The organism is Paenibacillus sp. J31R122 (genome assembly GCF_056269185.1).
Genome location: NZ_JBWDNM010000014.1, coordinates 107,751 through 127,942 on the forward strand (window position 1 = coordinate 107,751; position 20,192 = coordinate 127,942).

General features: G+C 39.7%; 11 protein-coding genes. 2 read left to right on the forward strand and 9 right to left on the reverse strand.

Annotated elements, in window-relative coordinates:
• Positions 1-52 precede the first annotated feature (52 nt).
• On the reverse strand, positions 53-904 hold the full coding sequence (locus AC0YN7_RS22000; protein ID WP_475812279.1) for a carbohydrate ABC transporter permease: 852 nt from the start codon (positions 902-904) through the stop codon (positions 53-55).
• 68 nt (positions 905-972) lie between these two features.
• Positions 973-1,848 (reverse strand): ABC transporter permease, encoded by an 876-nt coding sequence (locus tag AC0YN7_RS22005; protein ID WP_475812280.1) that lies wholly within the window; start codon positions 1,846-1,848, stop codon positions 973-975.
• A gap of 297 nt (positions 1,849-2,145) precedes the next feature.
• On the opposite strand from AC0YN7_RS22005, the gene AC0YN7_RS22010 reads away from it, so the two are divergent.
• Positions 2,146-4,392 carry an AraC family transcriptional regulator gene (locus tag AC0YN7_RS22010; RefSeq protein WP_475812177.1) on the forward strand — a complete coding sequence of 749 codons (2,247 nt, stop codon included), beginning with the start codon at positions 2,146-2,148 and terminating at the stop codon, positions 4,390-4,392.
• Positions 4,393-4,652: 260 nt separating this feature from the next.
• Here AC0YN7_RS22010 and AC0YN7_RS22015 read toward each other — a convergent pair whose 3' ends face one another.
• The 6 genes from AC0YN7_RS22015 to AC0YN7_RS22040 form a co-directional block, all read right to left on the reverse strand.
• Positions 4,653-6,407, reverse strand: coding sequence for a glycoside hydrolase family 35 protein (locus tag AC0YN7_RS22015; protein ID WP_475812178.1), 1,755 nt, complete (start codon positions 6,405-6,407; stop codon positions 4,653-4,655).
• 34 nt (positions 6,408-6,441) lie between these two features.
• Positions 6,442-7,284, reverse strand: a complete 843-nt coding sequence (locus AC0YN7_RS22020) for a carbohydrate ABC transporter permease (RefSeq protein ID WP_475812179.1) — start codon at positions 7,282-7,284, stop codon at positions 6,442-6,444.
• Positions 7,281-8,171: a carbohydrate ABC transporter permease gene (locus tag AC0YN7_RS22025; RefSeq protein WP_475812180.1), complete on the reverse strand. Its 891-nt coding sequence runs from the start codon at positions 8,169-8,171 to the stop codon at positions 7,281-7,283. The genes AC0YN7_RS22020 and AC0YN7_RS22025 overlap by 4 nt, the downstream gene beginning before the upstream one ends.
• A gap of 87 nt (positions 8,172-8,258) precedes the next feature.
• Positions 8,259-9,602 carry an ABC transporter substrate-binding protein gene (locus AC0YN7_RS22030; protein WP_475812181.1) on the reverse strand — a complete coding sequence of 448 codons (1,344 nt, stop codon included), beginning with the start codon at positions 9,600-9,602 and terminating at the stop codon, positions 8,259-8,261.
• A gap of 233 nt (positions 9,603-9,835) precedes the next feature.
• Positions 9,836-11,452, reverse strand: a complete 1,617-nt coding sequence (locus tag AC0YN7_RS22035; RefSeq protein WP_475812182.1) for a response regulator — start codon at positions 11,450-11,452, stop codon at positions 9,836-9,838.
• Positions 11,453-11,486: 34 nt separating this feature from the next.
• A complete protein-coding gene (locus tag AC0YN7_RS22040) occupies positions 11,487-13,256 on the reverse strand; it encodes a cache domain-containing sensor histidine kinase (protein ID WP_475812183.1) in 1,770 nt (589 codons plus the stop codon).
• A 638-nt stretch (positions 13,257-13,894) separates the two neighbouring features.
• Between AC0YN7_RS22040 and AC0YN7_RS22045 the strand changes: the two genes are divergently transcribed.
• Complete coding sequence (locus AC0YN7_RS22045) at positions 13,895-14,872, forward strand: tRNA dihydrouridine synthase (protein ID WP_475812184.1); 978 nt, start codon at positions 13,895-13,897, stop codon at positions 14,870-14,872.
• A gap of 1,025 nt (positions 14,873-15,897) precedes the next feature.
• On the opposite strand, the gene AC0YN7_RS22050 is transcribed toward AC0YN7_RS22045, so the two are convergent.
• The gene (locus tag AC0YN7_RS22050; RefSeq protein WP_475812185.1) at positions 15,898-19,902 is read right to left on the reverse strand and encodes a glycosyl hydrolase family 95 catalytic domain-containing protein; all 4,005 of its coding nucleotides are present in this window, start codon (positions 19,900-19,902) and stop codon (positions 15,898-15,900) included.
• Positions 19,903-20,192: the final 290 nt, after the last annotated feature.

The window sequence follows — 20,192 nt, forward strand, 5'->3', positions numbered from 1 at the left end:
ATTGCTATATGTCAGCCGATCGCATACGAGTTTTATACGTTTGCTTTCGGTACTAACCTTTCACCGCGCCAATCGTTAATCCCTTCACGAAATATCGCTGTACGAACGGATATAAGAAAATAATTGGTCCTGTAACAACGATCGACATCGCCATCTTGGTCGACTCTGTCGGAATTTCTCGCCCTAGTGTTACTCCAGCTCCAGAGGCCATTGAAGAAACGAACATCATCGTATTGATCGTGTTGTATAAGTAGTATTGAAGCTGATACATGCTAGTGTCATTAATGAACAAGGAAGACATGAACCAGTCGTTCCAGTATGTCAGAGCAAGGAACAGACCGACAGTTGCTATTCCAGGCATAGCAAGCTTCAGCACAACACTGTAGTAGATTGTAAAGTCGTTCGCACCATCTATTTTGGCTGATTCGAATAATTCTTCTGGAATCGCAGATTTGATAAAGTTCTTCATTAAAATAATGAGAAAAGGTGTCATAAGACCAGGCAATATGAGTACTTTATATGTATCTGTCAGCCCAAAATATGTGGTCAGCATGATGTACCAGGGCACGAGCCCCCCTCCAAACAACGTTGTGAAGTAAATGAAGAAGGACAAATGATTGCGATACTTGAAATCTTTCCGCTGCAGAACATAACCTGCCATCGTAATAAGAAACAATCCCAGCAGCGTTCCAATCACAGTTACAATAACCGTAACACTATAAGCCTTGATTAGCTGAGTCGGAAAAGTAAATACCATTTCATAACCTTCCAGCGAGAACACTTTAGGAATCAAGTGAAAGCCGTCACGAATAATGGATTCATTGGCTGTTAATGAACCTGAAATAATCAGGAGGAAAGGAAATAGACAGAGCACAGCAAAAATCGTAATGGTCAGGTAAGCCATTAAGCGGAAAACTCTAGAACTTAAAATGTTGTCATCCAATGTAATCCCTCCTTCCTAAACGCCTTATTTTAGAACAATGCATAATCTTCATTAATTTTCTTGATGATATAATTCACAGTCATAATCATTACAAATCCGAAGATGGACTGATACAAGCCAGCAGCAGTTGCCATACCAATATCAAAATTAACTTTCAACGATCGATAAACATAAGTATCAACGATATCCGTAACGTTAAAGAGTGTTCCGTTGTTCCCGACAAGCTGATAGAATAGATCGAATTGGCCTTTCATAATGCTTCCGAGTGCAAATAAGAGCAGAATAATAAATGTTGGCTTCAGCATAGGTACCGTAATATGCCAGATTCGCTGAAAAATATTTGCACCATCAATTTTGGCAGCTTCGTAATAGTCATCGCTAATTCCCATGATGGATGCAAGATAAATGACCATCGAATACCCCAGGTTCTTCCATATATAAAATACGGTAATCAAAATTGGCCAGAGCCAAGGTGTATTGTATATATCTACTTTTTCGAATCCTAACGATTTCAGTACTTGATTAACGAAACCGGATTCAAAGTTAAACATGTTAAATGCTAAAACACTAATTAGAACAAACGAAACAAAGTAGGGTAGAAACATAATGGATTGTGAAAGTTTTTTGAATAACTTACCTCGGACTTCACTTAATAGGATTGCCGCCATTATTGATATCACGTTTCCTAATATAATGAAGACCAAATTGTATCCAAGCGTATTTACCGTCAACTTCCACAGAATGCCAGATTGCGTTAAAAATTTGAAATTGTCTAATCCTACAAATGGACTATTAAATAAACCACCTACAAAATCAAAGCTTGTGAATGCATAATAGACGCCGACCATTGGAAAATAAGAATTAATTAAGAAAAAAAGCAGTGTCGGTGCTATCATCAAAAACATGATTTTATTCTTATTTAATTCATATAGAAATCCTTTCTTCTTAATCAAATCTGACCACCTCCTGAGTAGAATCATTGTTAATCCTTACATCCAAATCATAGAGGAAGCTAATTCGATAATATACTGAACCTTGTCGCATATTACTGTAAATTCAGCACTTTTAGAGTGTGAACTTTAAGTACTTTCGTGAATCTTTTCTACATTTCACCCTATTCTGGATATTTCAAGCATGAATTCAATTGAAAGCACACAACTGATCAGGTATACTCAAACCATCGCTGAAAGGGGTTTCACAAAATGATGAAAAAGTGGTCCAGAGAACATAAAAAAGTTTATAGCCGAATACTCTTTGGCTCAATTGGATGTGTTGTTATTACACTTTTGATAACTTCAACTATTCTATATATGAACTTCGAAAACATCGCACTTAAACAAGTTTATCGTTCCGATTCGAATAGTCTGAATCAAATTAAAGCAGAATTATCCAATTTGACAGAAACGGTTACCTCACTGTCCACCCAGATTTACCATGATCCAGCGGTAGCCAAAATAAGGTATTATGCGAACTTGAATATCTATGACCGCATTTTTGCACAACAACAACTTGATAACTATCGTGCTTCCTTACCATTCATTGAATCAATTTATGTATATAATGCGAAATCCAATCAGTTCTATATTAGCTCCAATAATGCACGAAACGGAATTCAATTGAAGTCTGAACTTGATGATAAGGGAATTCTAGACCTTTTTAAGAACTATAAAGATCATCGTCCCTTCCAACCGATCCCCAGAACCTATAACATCGGTTCGCTTGAGAGCACTCCCGTATCAAGCTACACTTACTTGTGTTATAGCGTCATTGATGATACTAACGATTTAAATACAGCAGTCGTAGTCAATATCTCGGCATCATGGTTAGGCGTGCCATTAGATCAATCGGAGAAAGAGCTAAATAAAGAGAATACGTTTATCATTAATCAGGACGGAATATTGTACTCCAGTAATGACATGCAGCCGATGCTAACCGATATGTCGGATAAAAACTATATACAAAAAATTATTCAGGATACTTCACAATCTACTTATTTTGTAGACACAGTAGATGAAGTTAAATCGTTAATAACATTCACTTCACCCGATCAATTAGGCTGGAGATATGTTCGTATTACCCCTTATAGCAATATTAATCATGAACTAAGTCAAATGCGGTATCGAACACTCTTTATCTGCCTTGGCATTCTTCTCTTAGGATTGTTGATTTCGTTAACTTTATCCCACGGTATATATCGCCCGATTGATAAAGTCATCCGTAAGTTCAAAACCATGGAAATAGAAAGACGTGATCATCACCATATTCTCAAGCAGGATTTTCTGAGAAATACGATTTTAGGTAGAGAAACGAATAATGCTGAGGTCCTGCGACAAAAATTACAATACTTTAATTCAGGCCTTATGGTTGATAGTAAATCGTTGATTGTTTTGATAAGAATCGATCAGTTTCCCGTAGTCCTCGACCAATACAAAGATGATATTAAATTGATCAGATACGCCATAATGAACGTTTGTACGGAAATCGCCTCAACTAGCTTTCAAGTCGAAGCCATTGATATGTGGGATGACAGTCTTTTACTTGTACTCAACATCCAAGAACCGCTTATTAAAATGGAACGGGATTCGCTGATTGAAATGGCAGAGCATATGCAAATGTCGATCACTAAACATTTAAAATTATCTATCTCGATTACTTTTAGTCAAGTGAAAGAATCAATCGAACAATGTATTTCAGTTTACAATCAAGTACATGAGGCTTCTTTCCATCGCTTATTCAAAGGTCACGGTAGCGTTCTCTTTTCGGATGACATTATGAACTTAAAATCCAAAGAATATATGTTTCCCGTGCAAAAAGAAAAACAGTTCATTGAATACCTGATGTCCGGAAATGTGGATAAAGCCCGAAGCTATTATATGGATATCGTAGGAGAAATTCCAGAATATTCCTTTACGGTTGTTCAACTTGTAATATCGCATTTAGCACTCACCGTTAATAACGTATTGAAAGCATTAAAAAAGAACAATGCGATCTTAACGATTCCCGAATTCGATACAACGTTCTTACTACCCAATCATGTTGAGACCATTGAAGAGATCCACACTTCGTATTTCAAGATATTTGAAGAAATAAGTCAAAAACTCGAAGAGAAACGAAGTACAAAGCAAGAAGATCTCATTAGAAAAGTACATCAAATTATTGAGCGAGACTATGGCAATTCTAACCTATGCTTGAATTCAATTGCAGACGAGTTCTCGATGTCTCCAATTTATTTGAGCCGGTTATATAAACAATTAACCACAAATGCACTAACTGATATAATTAGCGAAATGCGGTTGAATAAAGCTAAAGAGCTGCTGAAGACTTCCGAATACACCATTGTTGATATCGCTGAAAAAACAGGTTTTACTAGTAGTTCGTATTTTTATCGTTTATTTAAAAGTAGTACGGGTATAACCCCGAGCGATTATAGGAAAATAAAAAATGTTTGAGAATCCGGACCTAATAGCCAATACCAGAAATTCTCTAAGTTTTGAATGGATGTTTCATTTCTCCGTTAGTCCATTCGTGTATACGTAATCCCTTGGACGATTCTCGTACTCTTTTTATTTGCGCTTTTTGCTCATACACTTTCACTCCCTATTTCTTCTCTTCGCTTGGTTCCCATTCCTCATTGTAATAAAAATATTCGCCCATAAACGTGTATACTCCCTAGAGATTAATCTCTAGGGAGTATACACATTCTCTTCTTCTAACCTATTATCGGATTGTCTTGAAATCTCAATTCCAATCGATTTGTACCATGAAGTTCAAATACAATAATCTCATTTTCACCTTGCTGTAGTAGTGGCGCAGGTATATACATTGTCTTCTGTGGTCCTTTGTTCCAATAACGTCCTAAGTTAAATCCATTAATGTGAACGACTCCCTTAGTCCATCCTTCTAAATTAATAAATGTATCAGCTGGCTCTTCATTAATTGATAATGTAGCGCGATAAAATGTCGGTTCAGATAGAATTTCACTAGTTGAGTTGACAATTAACTTCTCTAAATTATTTAACGGTAACGGGTAAACCTTCCAGCCAAATAAAAATTGGTTGCCATGGCGAACTCCCTCAGTAATCCCCTTACGATCCGCTAAATAAGCTCCATAATTAATACGTCCCATATTCTCAACCAAAATCCGTATACGCGCTCCACTCTCTGGTACAGTAAAGCTAACTTTTTTACTCTTATCCCATCGCTCTACAACACCTACAAATTCGTCATCCAAATAAACTAATGCTCGGTCATGACATTCTTGTAAAATAAGTTCACGTTCTTCACGAGGACCTGAGATGAACGTTTCGTAAAGAATAAATCCATAATTCTGACCGTAAAACTCCATTGATTCTGGGCTAGTCGTCCACTCTGGGACAGATAAATTATCTAATTGGTTAAATAATGTAACTGCTTCGTACACATTTACAATCCCATAATCTCGCTTTGGAATTGGTTCTGGTAATATTAACTCTGGCAACTCTACATACTTAGAGAGTACATTCCTTACAGCATAATATTTGTCTGTTGGCTCTCCTGATTCATTCAAAGGAGCATCATAGTCATAACTCGTAATCGTCGGATCGTATTGATGACGTTCTATACCATTGGCTCCACTTGTGAATCCAAAATTGGTACCCCCATGAAACATATAGAAGTTTACTGAACCATCCGCTTTCAACATTTTATCTAATGTTTCAGCGACATCATTCGCTTCTCGAGTATGGTGCTCCTTATCCCAAATATCGAACCAGCCGTTCCAAAACTCCATACACATAACAGGTCCATCAGGTTGGTACTGGCGAAGTATTTCAAATGACTCAGCTGCTTTCGATCCAAAGTTAACCGTTTCAAGTATATCCGGCACCATTCCTCCTTGGAGCATATGATGTTCAGGACCATCCGAAGTAAACAGCAATACATCCATCCCACGCTCGATCATGGCATCCTTCAAATATACTAAGTAGTTCGTATCATTACCATAACTGCCATATTCATTTTCAATTTGCATAGCAATGATTGGACCACCATTCGTACAAAGTAGTGGCTTCAGTTTGGGTAATAATACGTCGTAGTAGTTATTCACCTTATCTAGAAAAGGCTGATGCATGCAACGATATCGCATCGTTCTATCCGCCAGTAGCCACGCCGGCAATCCGCCAAACTCCCATTCTGCACAAATATATGGACTTGGACGTACAATGACATATAGCCCAATCTCTCCCGCTAGTCGTACAAAGCTTTCTATATCTGCCATACCTTCAAAATTAAACTTACCTTCTTCCGCTTCATGAAAATTCCAAGGTATATACGTCTCTACTGTATTAAATCCACATGCCTTGAGCTTCGCCAAACGATCATGCCAATATTGAGGGACAACTCTGAAATAATGAATCGCCCCAGATATTAGACGCATTGGTTGCTCATCCATATAAAATTGATTATTTTTCACTTGAAATATTGACATTGTTCATCCCATCCTTATGCTTAATCTCATCTTCTTATGATTTCACTGCACCCGCTACAATGCCTTTGAAAATGTACTTTGAAAATATAAGGTAAATTATAAGTGTCGGCAACATAACCAGTATTATCGCAGCACTTAGATAATCCCAGCTTCCAAACTTTGAACTACTGAAATACATCAAGGTCGTAGTCAGCGTTCTCAGTGTGCTTGACGGCATATACAGATAAGGAACATACATATCATTCATCACATCAACCGCTTTAATAATTGCTAATGTTGCAGTTGCCGGCAGCAAAAGTGGAAAGATCATTTTAGTGAAAACTTTAAAGTAAGAACTACCATCCAGCATCGCACTCTCATCCAATTCTTTGGGAATACCATTTATGAACTGCGTATAAATATAGAGCTGTATCAAATTCGTTGCTGCATAAATTACGATCGGAGCCCAAATGGTATTATAAAGTCCGAGTTTACTCATAATGGTAAATCGCGAAATTTCAGTAATCATACCTGGCATGATCATACCTACTAAAAAGAGAGCGAGTATGATCTTCTTCAAGCGAAAATCAAATCTATTAATCGCATAGGCAGTCATTGTTCCCAGTAGAGAATTAATGATGACACTGACTGCAACAAGGAATAGAGAATTACCCATCCCCTGTAAAAACTTACCCTTTTCCAGTACAACTTTGTAGTTATTGAAATTAAAGCTTTCAGGTAGCTTTAGAGAAAATTCTGAGCCGATCTGCATCGCAGTTTTGAATGAAGCAAATAAAGTTATAAGTAAAGGTATGAAAATAACCATACATATCATAAGTAAAATGAAATACAAGGCAAGCTTCTTCAGGATTGGGTTAGCTAAAAGAGTCTTCGTCATTCTTCACCAACCCCCTTCAAATTGAACAGTCTGTTTTGTATACTATTCAGGATTATAATGAGAATTAACATCGTGATACCCATCGCAGAAGCCATGCCGAAGCTGCTAAATTTAAAGGCCGTCTCTAATGTATACAATGTGAATGTACTACTCGCATGACCTGGACCACCCTGCGTCATAATAAATGGAATATCGAACACTTGTAGTGCCCCAACAACATTTAAGAACAAAATAACCTCTAATACCGTTTTCACACCAGGGACGATAATATACCAGAAACTCTGAAGGCTGTTGGCACCATCAATTTTTGCCGCCTCGAATTGATCCTGAGGAATAGATTGTATGCCAGCTAGGAATAAGATGACATGGAAGCCTGAGAATCGCCAAATCGATACGAACACTAAGCTTAGGTTAACGATAGCCTCATCTGTCAACCACCTCTGTATGAACGCCTCTAGTCCAAACGCTTCCAAAATACCATTTAACCCACCATTAATGGGACTATAAAAGAAAGCGAATATATACGAAATAGCAACCCCATTGATAATGTAAGGCATGAATACGATGCTCTTAAAAAACTTACTGGCACGTATCTTACTATCCAATAAAACCGCAATTGCTAGTTCAAACGGAATCATAATCAAATGAAAAATGAAGTAAATGCCGTTATTGCGAAGTGATAGCCATACATCTGATGAATCCGTAAACATCTTAATGTAATTGTCGAAGCCTATATAAACTTGCTTAGTATCTACTCCATTCCAATCGGTAAAACTTATTCTGATCAGTTCTATAAGCGGATAAAGCACAAACATCAATAGCAGCAATATAGGAATAAATAAAAAGCCGAATAACAGTATGTTTTTCTGCATAGAAATTGTTTTCATTTCTACCCCTCCACTATTTTCCATATAAGGAAGGTGGCTCATCTACACTGAGCCACCTTCCTCATTACTCATCTTTCGAATTGAGATTTATTTTAATTTGGAACGGGCATTTTTCCAGCTGTTATTCATATCCTGCATCATCTTATCGAAATCCTTGCCTGTCATCATGTCCTGCCCCATTTTCTTCACATCGAACTTAATCGCTGATTCGATTTTCTTATAATCCTCATTGCCGCCTTTATTAAGCACATAATTCAGATTGGATACATCAAAAGCACCATCAAACATTGTACCTAGATCAATCTTTATATCCTTCATCGTCGATTGAAGTTGAGCCTCGGACAAATATTTAGAATACCAAGCATCACTGAAGAACCAGTTAATGAATTCTTTCGCTTCGTCTGGATGCTTCGAAGTTTTCGGAATTGTAAAGAACGTATCTACCATGGAAATCGTATTGAATGGCTCATCTACTGAATTTCGAACCGGCAACAAGAAGGCACCTATATCATTGATATCTACATCCGTCATCGATTTCAAATCACTGCCGAACCATTGACCGAGAGCAATCATCGCCGCTTGATTTGAACCAAACATCAGCTTGGATTGATCAAAACCAACACCAAGTGGATCAGGACCCATCACTTGAGCATCGTAAAGTTCCTGAATTTTCACATAAACATCATAGAAAGCTTGGCCTTTCGTAAAAGGTTCATCTATCGTCGCCATAGTTGACCAGTAATCCCCATCTCCTGCTTCAAGAGAAGGCATAAATTCGTTAAAAGGATAATCCGGCCATGCATCTTTACCGCCCATGGCAATCGGAATATATTTACCACCATCTTTAATCTTTCTGGCAGCGGTTACAAATTCTCCCCAGGTCTTTGGAATCTCAAGTCCATATTCCTTAAAAATACTCTTACGATACCAGACAAACTCATTGAATTGGCTTTCTGGTACACCATAAATATGATCATCCACCTTGAATTCAGCTGCGAATAAATTGTTCTTGGCTGCTTCTAAGTCATCAAGAGGCAAAATTTTATCCTTGAAATTAATTAGCCATGCTGATTTTAGAGGCAAAATATCTGGCAATTCGTTTGCAGCATTTCGGATCTTCATCGTATTTTCATATTCCGTATCTTTTAACAGCTCCAATTCAATGGTGACATTGGGATGTTCCTTTTTGTATTCGTTTACAAGATCTAGCTTCGTAAATAAGTCCTCCGTAATCGTTGACCATATTGGGAATTTTAATGTAATAGGATCCTTCTTTTCTTCTTTCTGCTCCTGCTGCTTTTCCGGTTCTACAGATAGCGCCTGATTAGCAACCGGAGCCTCCTTAGAACAACCTGCAAACAATGAAATCACTAAAGCCAAAATCATGATCATACCTAGCATACGTGTAATACGTGGTCTAGCATTATACATTTAACATTCCCCCTATACTTATTTGTTGCAGACTATTACTTATCTGCTGCTTATATCATAGCGCTTCCAATAAGATGTCTGAATGATACAATATTCGAAATCATGATATAGTTTTAGGTTTTCGATAGAAGTAAGAAGATCACCTGCACTATTGAGCAGATGATCTTCTTCAAGTTCACTCCTATTATTTTGTGTTAAGCATATCTAGAATCAAAGTGACAGTTTCAGCTAAGCTATTTTGAGACCGTTTTCATAAATTGATTTGGACTCACTCCAGTCTCCTTCTTAAAAACCCGACTAAAGTGCTCCGTACTAGCATATCCTGTACGCTCTGCAATCTCATATATCTTTAGATAAGGCTCCTTCTTCATGCTTTCCATTGCCTTTTCAATACGTACTTTTGTAACAAATTCCTTAAAAGTCTCTCCTACTGTCTTTGAGAACAATGTGCTGAAATGACTTTCACTTAAATGCACGATTTCACTTACTTTCCTAAGTGTAATATCTTCATCATAATGCTCCATAATAAATGCTTGTGCTATTGCCACAACTCGATTCATCTGACCCGCCTTCTTATCTATCTCTTGGAGAAGCTGTTGAACCAAATTTGAAATACTGGCTTGCAAACGATCGGCGGAGTCACTCTGCCAAGCCATTTGATATAAGCCCTCTATCTTATAAATTTCTTGGTTATTTACAAAACCGTTATCATTCATGAACTTCACTAATATCATTAAGAGTTCCATATATCGGGTACGCAGTACCTCATTTCCCATGGAGGCAGAACGCTTTATCAGTGTAAACATTTTGTCAAGTTCTTGCAGCACCGATTGCTCTTCCCCCTTCTTCAATGCCTCCAGTAAGGTTTGCTCTTTCCCGATCAAGGTCTCTCCCGAATGCTTCATGAATTGTCTAGCATCCTCTGGGTAAATGATCCTATGCTTATTAATAACAAAGCGCAAATCAGCATTTTTTCGAGCTTGAAGATAAAACTCTGGGATTTGTTTTAAATCTTCACACAGCTCACTTACTCCTATCGTGACTTGAATATTGATGTATTCCTTCAGTACAAATATGATTTGATCCATAATCTGCGAAATACTTTGTCTGATATACATTAAACTACTCGTTTGAAACGATAAGAGCACCACGTACTCATACGGATTACTGCTGATCACTTCACCTGTACCTACCTCTGTCAGCACCTGATCAATAGACTTTAAAACGGAACTTACAAACTCCCCAATAGACGAACCATACCGCTCCTGCACCTCAGCAAAGCCCTCTAATCGAATCATTGAAACTGTAATATTGGTCCATTCCAACCTCATATTCATATCCTCCAGAATAGGAGGCTCCAACTGAGGATTCACACCAATTTCAAGCCATTCTCGAATGGTTTGTTGTTTTAACCGTATCCGTTCGCCATTAAAGTTTTCTCTCGACTGTCTTGACGTCGTCTGTTCAACTTCACAATCATGCTTGATCCTACTCAAGAGATCCAGTACAACATTCGGATCCATCTCCGATTTAAGAATATAGTCAATTATCCCCTTCTTAAATGCCATCCTGACAAATTCAAAATCATCGTACGCACTTAAAATGACAACATGTGGAGAAGTTCCATTCAACTGATTAAGCTCATTAATAAGTTCTAAACCATCCATCACAGGCATCTTCAAATCCGTAATCACAATGTCAATCTCTCGATTTTCCTTTATATACTGAAGTGCTTGATAACCATTACTTGCTTCAAAAACAATCCGAAATCCGTTCGATTCCCAGTCAATCAGAGTAGATAATGCCAATCTCATAATCGTCTCATCTTCTACTATCATTATATTCATCATTCGGCTCGTCCTTTCAATGAAAAATAATGTTCGTTCATATCAATGGAAGCAGAATAATAACGGTGGTGCCTCTACCTAAACTGCTATCAATTTCCAAGCCGTACGGATAACCATAATTAAGCTCAATTCGTTTCAACACATTATGTACACCTAACCTACTAAAATTCCCACGCTGATCTTTTCCACCCTGCTGTAGCAATCCCCTAATTTGTTCGTCTGTCATTCCTTTACCATAATCAGTGACGGTAAAGCAAACTCCAAGTTCACGCCGAACCGCCTTCACCTCAATAAGTTCGTTCATTTTTTGTTGATCAAGTCCATGAAAAATGGCATTCTCAAGAATCGGTTGAAGCAACATTTTGGGCATGCTGTAATTCAAAAGCGTATCATCAATATTAAACTGGATATTAAGCTTGCCACCATATCGAACCTGCATAATATGTACGTATGATTCTAGTACTTTGATCTCCTGACCGATCGGGGCTAGCGAGTTTGGTTCACGAAATACATGAGTCAGAAGGGCAGATAGGCTCTCAATAATTTTACGAATATTGTCTGTCTTTGCGATCATGGCCATAATTCGAACAGAATTCAATGTATTCGATAAAAAGTGTGGATTAATTTGTGACTGCAAAGCTTCGATCTCAGCCTGACTGCGCGCTCGTTCCTTCAAATCACGTTCTTGAATAAGATCTCTGATCTGAGACACCATGCGATTAAAGGAATGACCCAGCCGCCTAATCTCACCTCTTCCGTCTGTCTTTACCTCAGTCAAAAAATCACCTATTTCCACCTTTCTCATAGCTCGAATGAGATTCTGTATCGGCCTAAGTAGGTCTTGGAAAAACCAAAGTAGAAAAACTATAAAAAAAGCGAAACTTCCAAACATGTAAATTATGGATATCTTTAAGAATTGGTCTGCGTCCCCCGTAACAATGCTTTCATCTAAAATATTGACAATACTCCAATCTGTCTTCTCAAACGAATACAGCATAAGAAGCTTATGCTTTCCGTTTATCTTAACAAAGGAGTAATCATCAACATTATCATGAGATTTTTTCTTCTGTAACATCTTAGTAAGTTCCATCATGATTCCAGGGTCTACCTTATCATGATTGTTCTGATTCACAATTCGATTACCGTTTCGATCAATAATGAATTGTTCAATCTCAGGATTAGAACGAATGAAATCCGGAAGAGATGCTCGGGTACTCAAATAAATCATCTCAACCTCTGTTTCCAAAGATCGATCCGGTTGAAGTAAAAAGGTAAACATGTCCTGTTTATCTGAAGTAATACCGTTAAGGCTATCAACAATGACTGTTGCTCCATTGCTACTCCTTAACGCTTCTTGATACCATGGCAGATCGCGAATTGAAGAATCGGAAATCGTTGGAAGGTGCTTGAAATAATAATAGCCTCCATCTTTAAAAGTAAAAATAACACTGACGATCTCATTACTATAATTCGAGATTATATTCAAGGATGCATCGATCTCACGCGCAAGTTGGATTTTTTCTTCTGATGTCGAGCTTCTGCTCCACTCTGAGACTGCATCTAATATCGCATTGTCATTCACATTAGCAATTGTAGCAATGGTAAGTGAAGCTCGTTTCAGCTCAGCGTTCATACTGTTAGATGCTATATCCAGTTGCTGAACAACTTGATCAATTGACCTTTGAATTAAAGATGTTGAATAATATTTATAAAATATTGTGATAAATAAGATGAATGGAACGATGATGATCAATACAAAAGTTCCAATAAAATGCTTAATAATCCCTTTATCTCTACGTCTGAACATGGATACCCTCCACACAGTTATAAGCGGGTCGAACACTTATTACTTAAGCAAAATGAGAGATATGCTATCGAGCTCACTCAAACCTTCATTATCAACCACTTGACATAACTATAATATAGTTTACGGATTGAAAAAATTATTTTGAATGATATTTATTATTATAACATGATATTTTTCTGTATTTACCTAAACCCCCATCCCAAGGAAAATAGGCTGTAGTTCCGTGTGTCAACAGTATTCAGACAACTTTTTTTAATGGCGATTCCAGTTTGAATTATCGAGGGTTCTGTGTAGTATTGGGCTTTTAGATAATCTCCAGTAGCTCTTTTACGTATAAAACCCCGGATAGTCCAATGAGTTTTCTCTCTTTGTGAAATGATTTCATCACATCATGCCGCCCATAACAGGTAGGCGGTTTTATTACTTTTCTACTTCGCTTATCGGGATCATCGACGTCGACTTGCACTGACTCCCCTTTGAGCGTCTGCAGAATCGTCAGCTTCAGCCACGCCAAATCACAGCTTGTCCATTGCCGGTTCCACGTGCATCAAACGAAAATAAATGATACTATTTATGATGGTTAAAGGGCTTTGCTATAGCTAAAATCGTTTTTATATGTTGCAAAAGGAGAAGATAAAATGAGTAACGAACATAATTTTTGGCTTGATTTGCCGAAGCCGTTTTTTATATTAGCACCAATGGAAGATGTCACAGATGTTGTATTTCGTCACGTCATTAGTGAAGCTGCAAAACCCGACGTATTTTTCACCGAATTCACAAATACAGAAAGTTATTGTCACCCTGAAGGAAGAGACAGTGTACGTGGTCGGTTAACGTTCACAGAAGATGAGCAACCGATTGTCGCTCATATTTGGGGCGATAAACCTGCATTTTTTGAACAGATGAGTATTGATATGAAAAAACTTGGTTTTCGTGGTATCGATTTAAACATGGGATGTCCCGTACAAAACGTAGCATCCAATGGAAAAGGCGCTGGATTAATACAACGTCCCGAAGTTGCAGCAGAAATTATTCAAGCAGCAAAAGCAGGTGGATTACCAGTTAGTGTTAAAACAAGATTGGGTTACATTGATATTAACGAGTGGCACGATTGGTTAGGACATTTATTGAAACAAGATATTGCGAATCTTTCCATTCACCTTCGTACAAAAGAAGAGATGAGTAAAGTAGATGCACACTGGGAACTAATCCCTGAAATAAAAAAATTACGAGATGAAATTGCTCCAAATACGTTGTTAACCATTAATGGAGATATTCCTGACCGCGCAACAGGATTAAAATTAGTAGAACAATACGGCGTTGATGGTGTCATGATTGGCCGCGGCATTTTCACCAATCCATTTGCTTTTGAAAAAGAACCTAAAGAACATAACGTGAAGGATTTTCTCAATTTACTACTTTTACAATTGGATCTTCACGATAAATATTCAAAAGAAACCGAACCACGTCCATTTAAATCACTTCTTCGCTTTTTCAAAATCTATATTCGTGGATTTAGAGGCGCAAGCGAACTAAGAAACCAATTAATGGATACCACGTCAACAGATGACGTACGTCGTTTAGTTAATCGTGTTTTAGATCAAGAATTAGATTGAGGCGTACCCACCTGTGCATGATTAAAAAAGACTTGCTGTTAAAACAAGTCTTTTAAAATGTACTCTTTGTAAGGACAATTACAAAAAAAGCTAGGCAACGTGTTGAAGCTGCTGTCATCGAGAAAATCCTGAAACGCAAATTTTAACAACATAAAAAAGACTACCTCCTGTTTTTAGGAAGTAGTCTATACTTTATAAAAAAGTTTTTTAGCGTGACCAGTTCTCGAACTGGGCTGAAATAGCCTAGACTACTTCACAAATGTAAGGGTCGAAACCCTACATCATGCCGCCCATGATAATAGGTGAGTTTTAGGTCTTATCATAGGTTTTCTATCCGAATCCCCTTAAAAATCAGTCCTATATTTCCAAGTCAATATGATGTGTTTGCAGTGTTCGTGGTCAAAATGTGGTCATGCAATTATCCAATCATATGTTTGGTATGCGGGAACATATTAACCTAGGATGTGCCTTGATTGACGTGTTTTTCACATGGAGGCGGTAGATCTACATTTCCAGCTCCAACCAAGCGACACACTCCACATGTGTTGAGTGTTCAGTGTGAACAAATCTTATACGATGTGCCCCCATCATATGAACATCTGACTACCGAACTTTTACAGCTTTATAGTGAAAATTAACTAAACGTTTTATCTTAATGTTATAAAGCCGACACTCTGTATAGAATAGGGGCGACGGTTTAAGTATTACAACTTCTTTACTACTTAAGAGTGCATTCTTAATCATCACTGCATCACTGCCCTGTCTATTGACATGGTGACACCTTGCTTGTACTGATTCAACCGAAACTAAGGATTACCCTTGACGATTTGCTCTTTCCGCCCATAAGTGGGCAGAGAAATTCGGATCAACAAAGTAGCTGTGAGCTGGGGCAGCATGAGTTAAAGCACCCACTTACCCTTCTTCAAAATAACACTTTTCTTTAAGATTGTTATTTTTGCGATTTTCCTGTACTAAAGAAGCCATTGACCCCATTTAAAATGGAATCAATGGCTTCTTTAAACTGATTATTGCAAAATCGCTTTAGCTACGATTGCAAGGTCTTCAATATCTACTTTTCCATCATGATTGACATCGGCTTTCGCATTCCAGCCTGGCTGACCTTCTTGCTTACCGTAAGCTGCTGCAACGATCGCCAAGTCTCCGATTGTGATACCGCTTTGTCCATTAATATCTGCGTTAATTCTCATGGATTCGAACACTTGAATTGCCGCATCCAACGCAGCTTTAGTATCATCTACCTGCTGCTGAGTGACATTCGCATCGTTCGCTATCGCACTAGCTGCATCGATTGCCGTTTGCAATTGCGCTTTAGATCCAACCGCATACAAGCCGTCCTCATTTCCTTCCACAGCTGCATTGTGCTTAGCCTGAGCGCTTGCGATCAACGCATTCAATTGCGATTTATCTATCGCTATACTGATTTTAATCTCGCGAGAAGATCCGTTAATCGACAGTTCATTCCCCTGTCCGTTGGCAATAACGACCTGGTCTACAGAAACTGTCGTATTGGCCGCCTGAGTTGCAGATTTAGCCTTAAATTTGAATGAGAGTAAATCGCCTTGTACAGGTACGCCAACCACTTCTTGATTCGCTTTCACGCTTGCAGCCACAATCCGGATTTGTCCAGGCACAGACTCCTTTTTATCAATAACTTGGAATCCGTCTTTTAGTGATTCAACCGATTCGAACTGTAATTTCGCCGGATCATAATGAAGCGTCAAATCTTGAGCGTACATTTGCTGGTGTTCGCTCTGCGTAACGTTGCTTATCCCCATCGTTGTATCGAATGTTTGACCAGGAGTTACCTCCTGTGAACCTGTCAATGTAGACTCAGGATTTGGATTTATTGGATTCCATAGTTTGAACCAGTTGATATTAAATCCGTCCGTAGTTGCCTGAAGCCTTATTGTATGCTTCCCGGCCGCTAGTGTAACCTTATCGGACACTGTTGACCAACTATTCCACCCTCCTGTATACGGCAATGTCGTTGTCTTCAGTGGAACTCCGTCTACGATAAATGTGATGCCGGATCCTGCCGCCTTATTGACAGCCACCCTGTATTGCAGGGTATAAGTTCCAGACGTCGGAATATCAATGTTATTGTATTCCATCCAAGAACCCGCACCAATATATCCAAGATGCTGTCCCCCACCAATGTCACCCGTATTCTCTTTCTGTACATTGTTCATGGAGGTATAGTTTTCTGCCTGAATAAAAGCTGGTGTATCAACAGTTACTCTAATGCTTGTTGTCAAAGGCACGTTATTGGGATTTGCCACCCCAGTTGGCAAAGTTACAGTTCCCTTTATAGTGAAGGTCTGTGCAGTCTTTACAGTGGGATCATAGATTGAAGCATCTACATTCCATGTCACATCGGCATCCATCCTGCCTGAATCGGATACCAAAGATAATGTCTTTGGCAATCCAAGGGCTTCCGCTGTCTTCGCCGTTCCGATTACCACCTCTGTTATGTCAGCTGGCGCTGTTATGCTCATGAGATACGGTGGTGGCAATTCAGATAACGTGTACGTTTCGCCAGCTTGAGTTGGAAATTCGATCAAGTCTTGGCCAGTTGCGGTATAGGACACTTCTTGGCCTCCGGATGTGAGTACCTTTACACCGTTTATTTTTTTATAGTGCAGCTTTGCCGTTTTCCCCGACTCCGATTTCAACTTGATTTCGGTTGCGCGGCGATCGGACCATTCCACGTCCAACTCAAAGTTACCGCGGGTGCGCAGCCCTTTGAAACTGCCTTCAGGCCAAGCAGTAGGCAAGGCAGGTAAAATATCGAGTATACGGTCATCCACTTGGCCGTCGTGGCTCTGAATGAGCATTTCGGCGATTCCGGCCGTTCCGCCAAAGTTCCCGTCAATTTGAAACGGAGGATGCAAATCGAACAAATTGGAAGCCGTACTTTGTTTGATCATCGCCGTGACATTCTTATAGGCCTCTTGACCATCTTTAAATCGTGCAAAAAAGTTGATCGTCCACGCACGGCTCCAGCCCGTTCCTGCTCCTCCTGCCGAAAGCCGTCTATCGATCGTTTTCCTCGCCGCCTCGAATAGCTCAGGGGTCGCTTTTGTAATCTGATCGCCGGGATGTAGTGCATAGAGATGCGAGACGTGCCGATGGCCGACCTCTGTTTCATCATAATCCTCGATCCACTCTTGAATCGTTCCGTTTTTACCTATTTGCAGCGGCGGCAGACGATCGAGAGCATGCTGCACTTCCTCAAGGAAAACGCTATCGCCGCCTACGATCTCTCCGGCTTTCAATGTTTTGGTAAACAGATCGTGAATAATCTCAATGTCCATCGTCGGGGCATAAGTTAACGAAAACGATTTACCTGTGACCGGATGCCTGTATCTGTTTTCGGGCGAAGTCGACGGTGCTGTCACGAGCCTGCCCTTGCTGTCTTCAATTAAAAAATCCAGCACAAATTCGGCAGCACCTTTCATGACCGGATAGGCTTCCGTTTCCAAGAAGTTGACATCCTGCGTGGATTCGTAATGCTCCCACAGCGGCATAGAGATCCAAGCGCCTCCCATTGGGAAAACGCCATACTGAGCCCCGTCATGCATTCCCGTACGGCCGAATGCATCCGTCAAATGATGGACGACCCAGCCATCGGCGCCATACATTTTTTTAGCGGCATTCGCTCCGGGCACTTGCAAACGTTTTACAAAATTGATCAGCGGCTGTGTCGTTTCCCTTAGATTCGTAATTTCCGCAGGCCAGTAGTTCATTTGCAAATTAATATTGGTATGAAAATCCGCATCCCATGGATTTTGCAAACCCTCGGCCCATATTCCTTGCAAGTTAGCAGGCAAATCGCCGGGCGCCCTGGAGCTGCCCATCAGCAAATATCTACCAAATTGAAAGTATTGAGCAATGAGGAGTGGATCATCGGTTCCGGCTTTCATGGCATTCAGACGCGCATCCGTTGCCATCGACGCATATCGACTAGGACCCAGATTCAGCTCGACACGATTAAACAATTCCTTGTGATCGTCCGTATGGAAGCTTTTCAATTGCTCGTAAGATTTGACCGCTGCCTGATTCAGAATGGCTTCGCTAAGCAGACCGGGATCTTTGCTGCGATCGAAATCCATATTCACGTAATCATAATCGGTAGCCGATGTATAGAGCAGCGTGAGCGAATCCGCACCTTCAACTCGCAATTGGCCGTTTGAACTCGTAACATTACCACCTGTTGGAACCGCTCTTAAGCGGCTTTCAAATTTCATATGGTTCCCAGCTGGTCCCTCGCTCGGATTATTCACGTCAACGACTTGCCCCCGGAGCGCGATCTCATTGTTTGCTAGAGTCAACGATGTGGCGTCTTTCGAACGGGTCAACGATGCGTTTGCGTTAATTTTTCCTGACGCATCACTAGTCAGACGAATAACCATGACATTGTCAATCGCCGACACGAATACCTCTCTCTGATAAGTTACTCCATTCAAGGTGAACTTGGTTCTTGCGATGCCATTTTCCATATCCAATTCCCGGCGGTAGTTTTGTGCGCTCCCTTGAAGCCCCATATCCAAATACAAATCGCCAAAAGTCTGATAAGAACGGACACTCAGTGGCGTGGCCAACATATTACTGGAAACCATCGAAGACGCTTTCTCAATATTTTCCGATTTTCCGCTTAACAACAGCTGCTGGATTTCGGATAAGTTGGCGAGAGCATTCGGATTGTTATCGTCCAGCTTATTCCCCGCCCAGAGGCTTTCATCATTCAATTGAATCCGCTCTTTGGCAACCTCACCGAAAACCATACCGCCGATCCGGCCGTTTCCAACCGGAATAGCCTTCATCCAATCGTTATTTGCAGGTGCGCCGAACCAAAGCGTCTTCTGACTATCCGGCTGGGGAGAACTCGGCGAGACCACCTCGACCGATGCTGCCGATATTGTCGATGCTACCGTCGGAATACTCGATACGAGCAAGACAGCAGACAAAAGGATTGATGCCCATGTCGCTGCTTTTCTTTTTAATACCATACTGGGAAATACCTCCTTGTTTTTTCTCGAAATATGCAGATGAAACGGCCTAAAAGTTTGCACTCCTGCTAAATTGATTCAGTTCCATCTCATTAGATAAATATGTTTGCATGGATAACGTCATGGGGAAATTGAAGCAAAAGCAACGCCAAACTAAGAACAAATCGTTTTCTTATCCTCATAGAAATTCACCCTTATGTTGCCAACATACCGCTTGCCAATATTACATTTAAACACTTCTGTTTCAAATTTCAAATCTGCAAAACTCTCATAAAAACTCAAGAAATACA

Bases quoted from the DNA above. Each gene is read 5' to 3' on its own strand.
- AC0YN7_RS22000 (WP_475812279.1), bottom strand. From the start codon at position 904: ATGGCTTACCTGACCATTACGATTTTTGCTGTGCTCTGTCTATTTCCT.
- AC0YN7_RS22040 (WP_475812183.1), bottom strand. From the start codon at position 13,256: ATGTTCAGACGTAGAGATAAAGGGATTATTAAGCATTTTATTGGAACT.
- AC0YN7_RS22020 (WP_475812179.1), bottom strand. From the start codon at position 7,284: ATGACGAAGACTCTTTTAGCTAACCCAATCCTGAAGAAGCTTGCCTTG.
- AC0YN7_RS22045 (WP_475812184.1), top strand. From the start codon at position 13,895: ATGAGTAACGAACATAATTTTTGGCTTGATTTGCCGAAGCCGTTTTTT.
- AC0YN7_RS22005 (WP_475812280.1), bottom strand. From the start codon at position 1,848: ATGTTTTTGATGATAGCACCGACACTGCTTTTTTTCTTAATTAATTCT.
- AC0YN7_RS22025 (WP_475812180.1), bottom strand. From the start codon at position 8,171: ATGAAAACAATTTCTATGCAGAAAAACATACTGTTATTCGGCTTTTTA.
- AC0YN7_RS22035 (WP_475812182.1), bottom strand. From the start codon at position 11,452: ATGATGAATATAATGATAGTAGAAGATGAGACGATTATGAGATTGGCA.
- AC0YN7_RS22015 (WP_475812178.1), bottom strand. From the start codon at position 6,407: ATGTCAATATTTCAAGTGAAAAATAATCAATTTTATATGGATGAGCAA.
- AC0YN7_RS22050 (WP_475812185.1), bottom strand. From the start codon at position 19,902: ATGGTATTAAAAAGAAAAGCAGCGACATGGGCATCAATCCTTTTGTCT.
- AC0YN7_RS22010 (WP_475812177.1), top strand. From the start codon at position 2,146: ATGATGAAAAAGTGGTCCAGAGAACATAAAAAAGTTTATAGCCGAATA.
- AC0YN7_RS22030 (WP_475812181.1), bottom strand. From the start codon at position 9,602: ATGTATAATGCTAGACCACGTATTACACGTATGCTAGGTATGATCATG.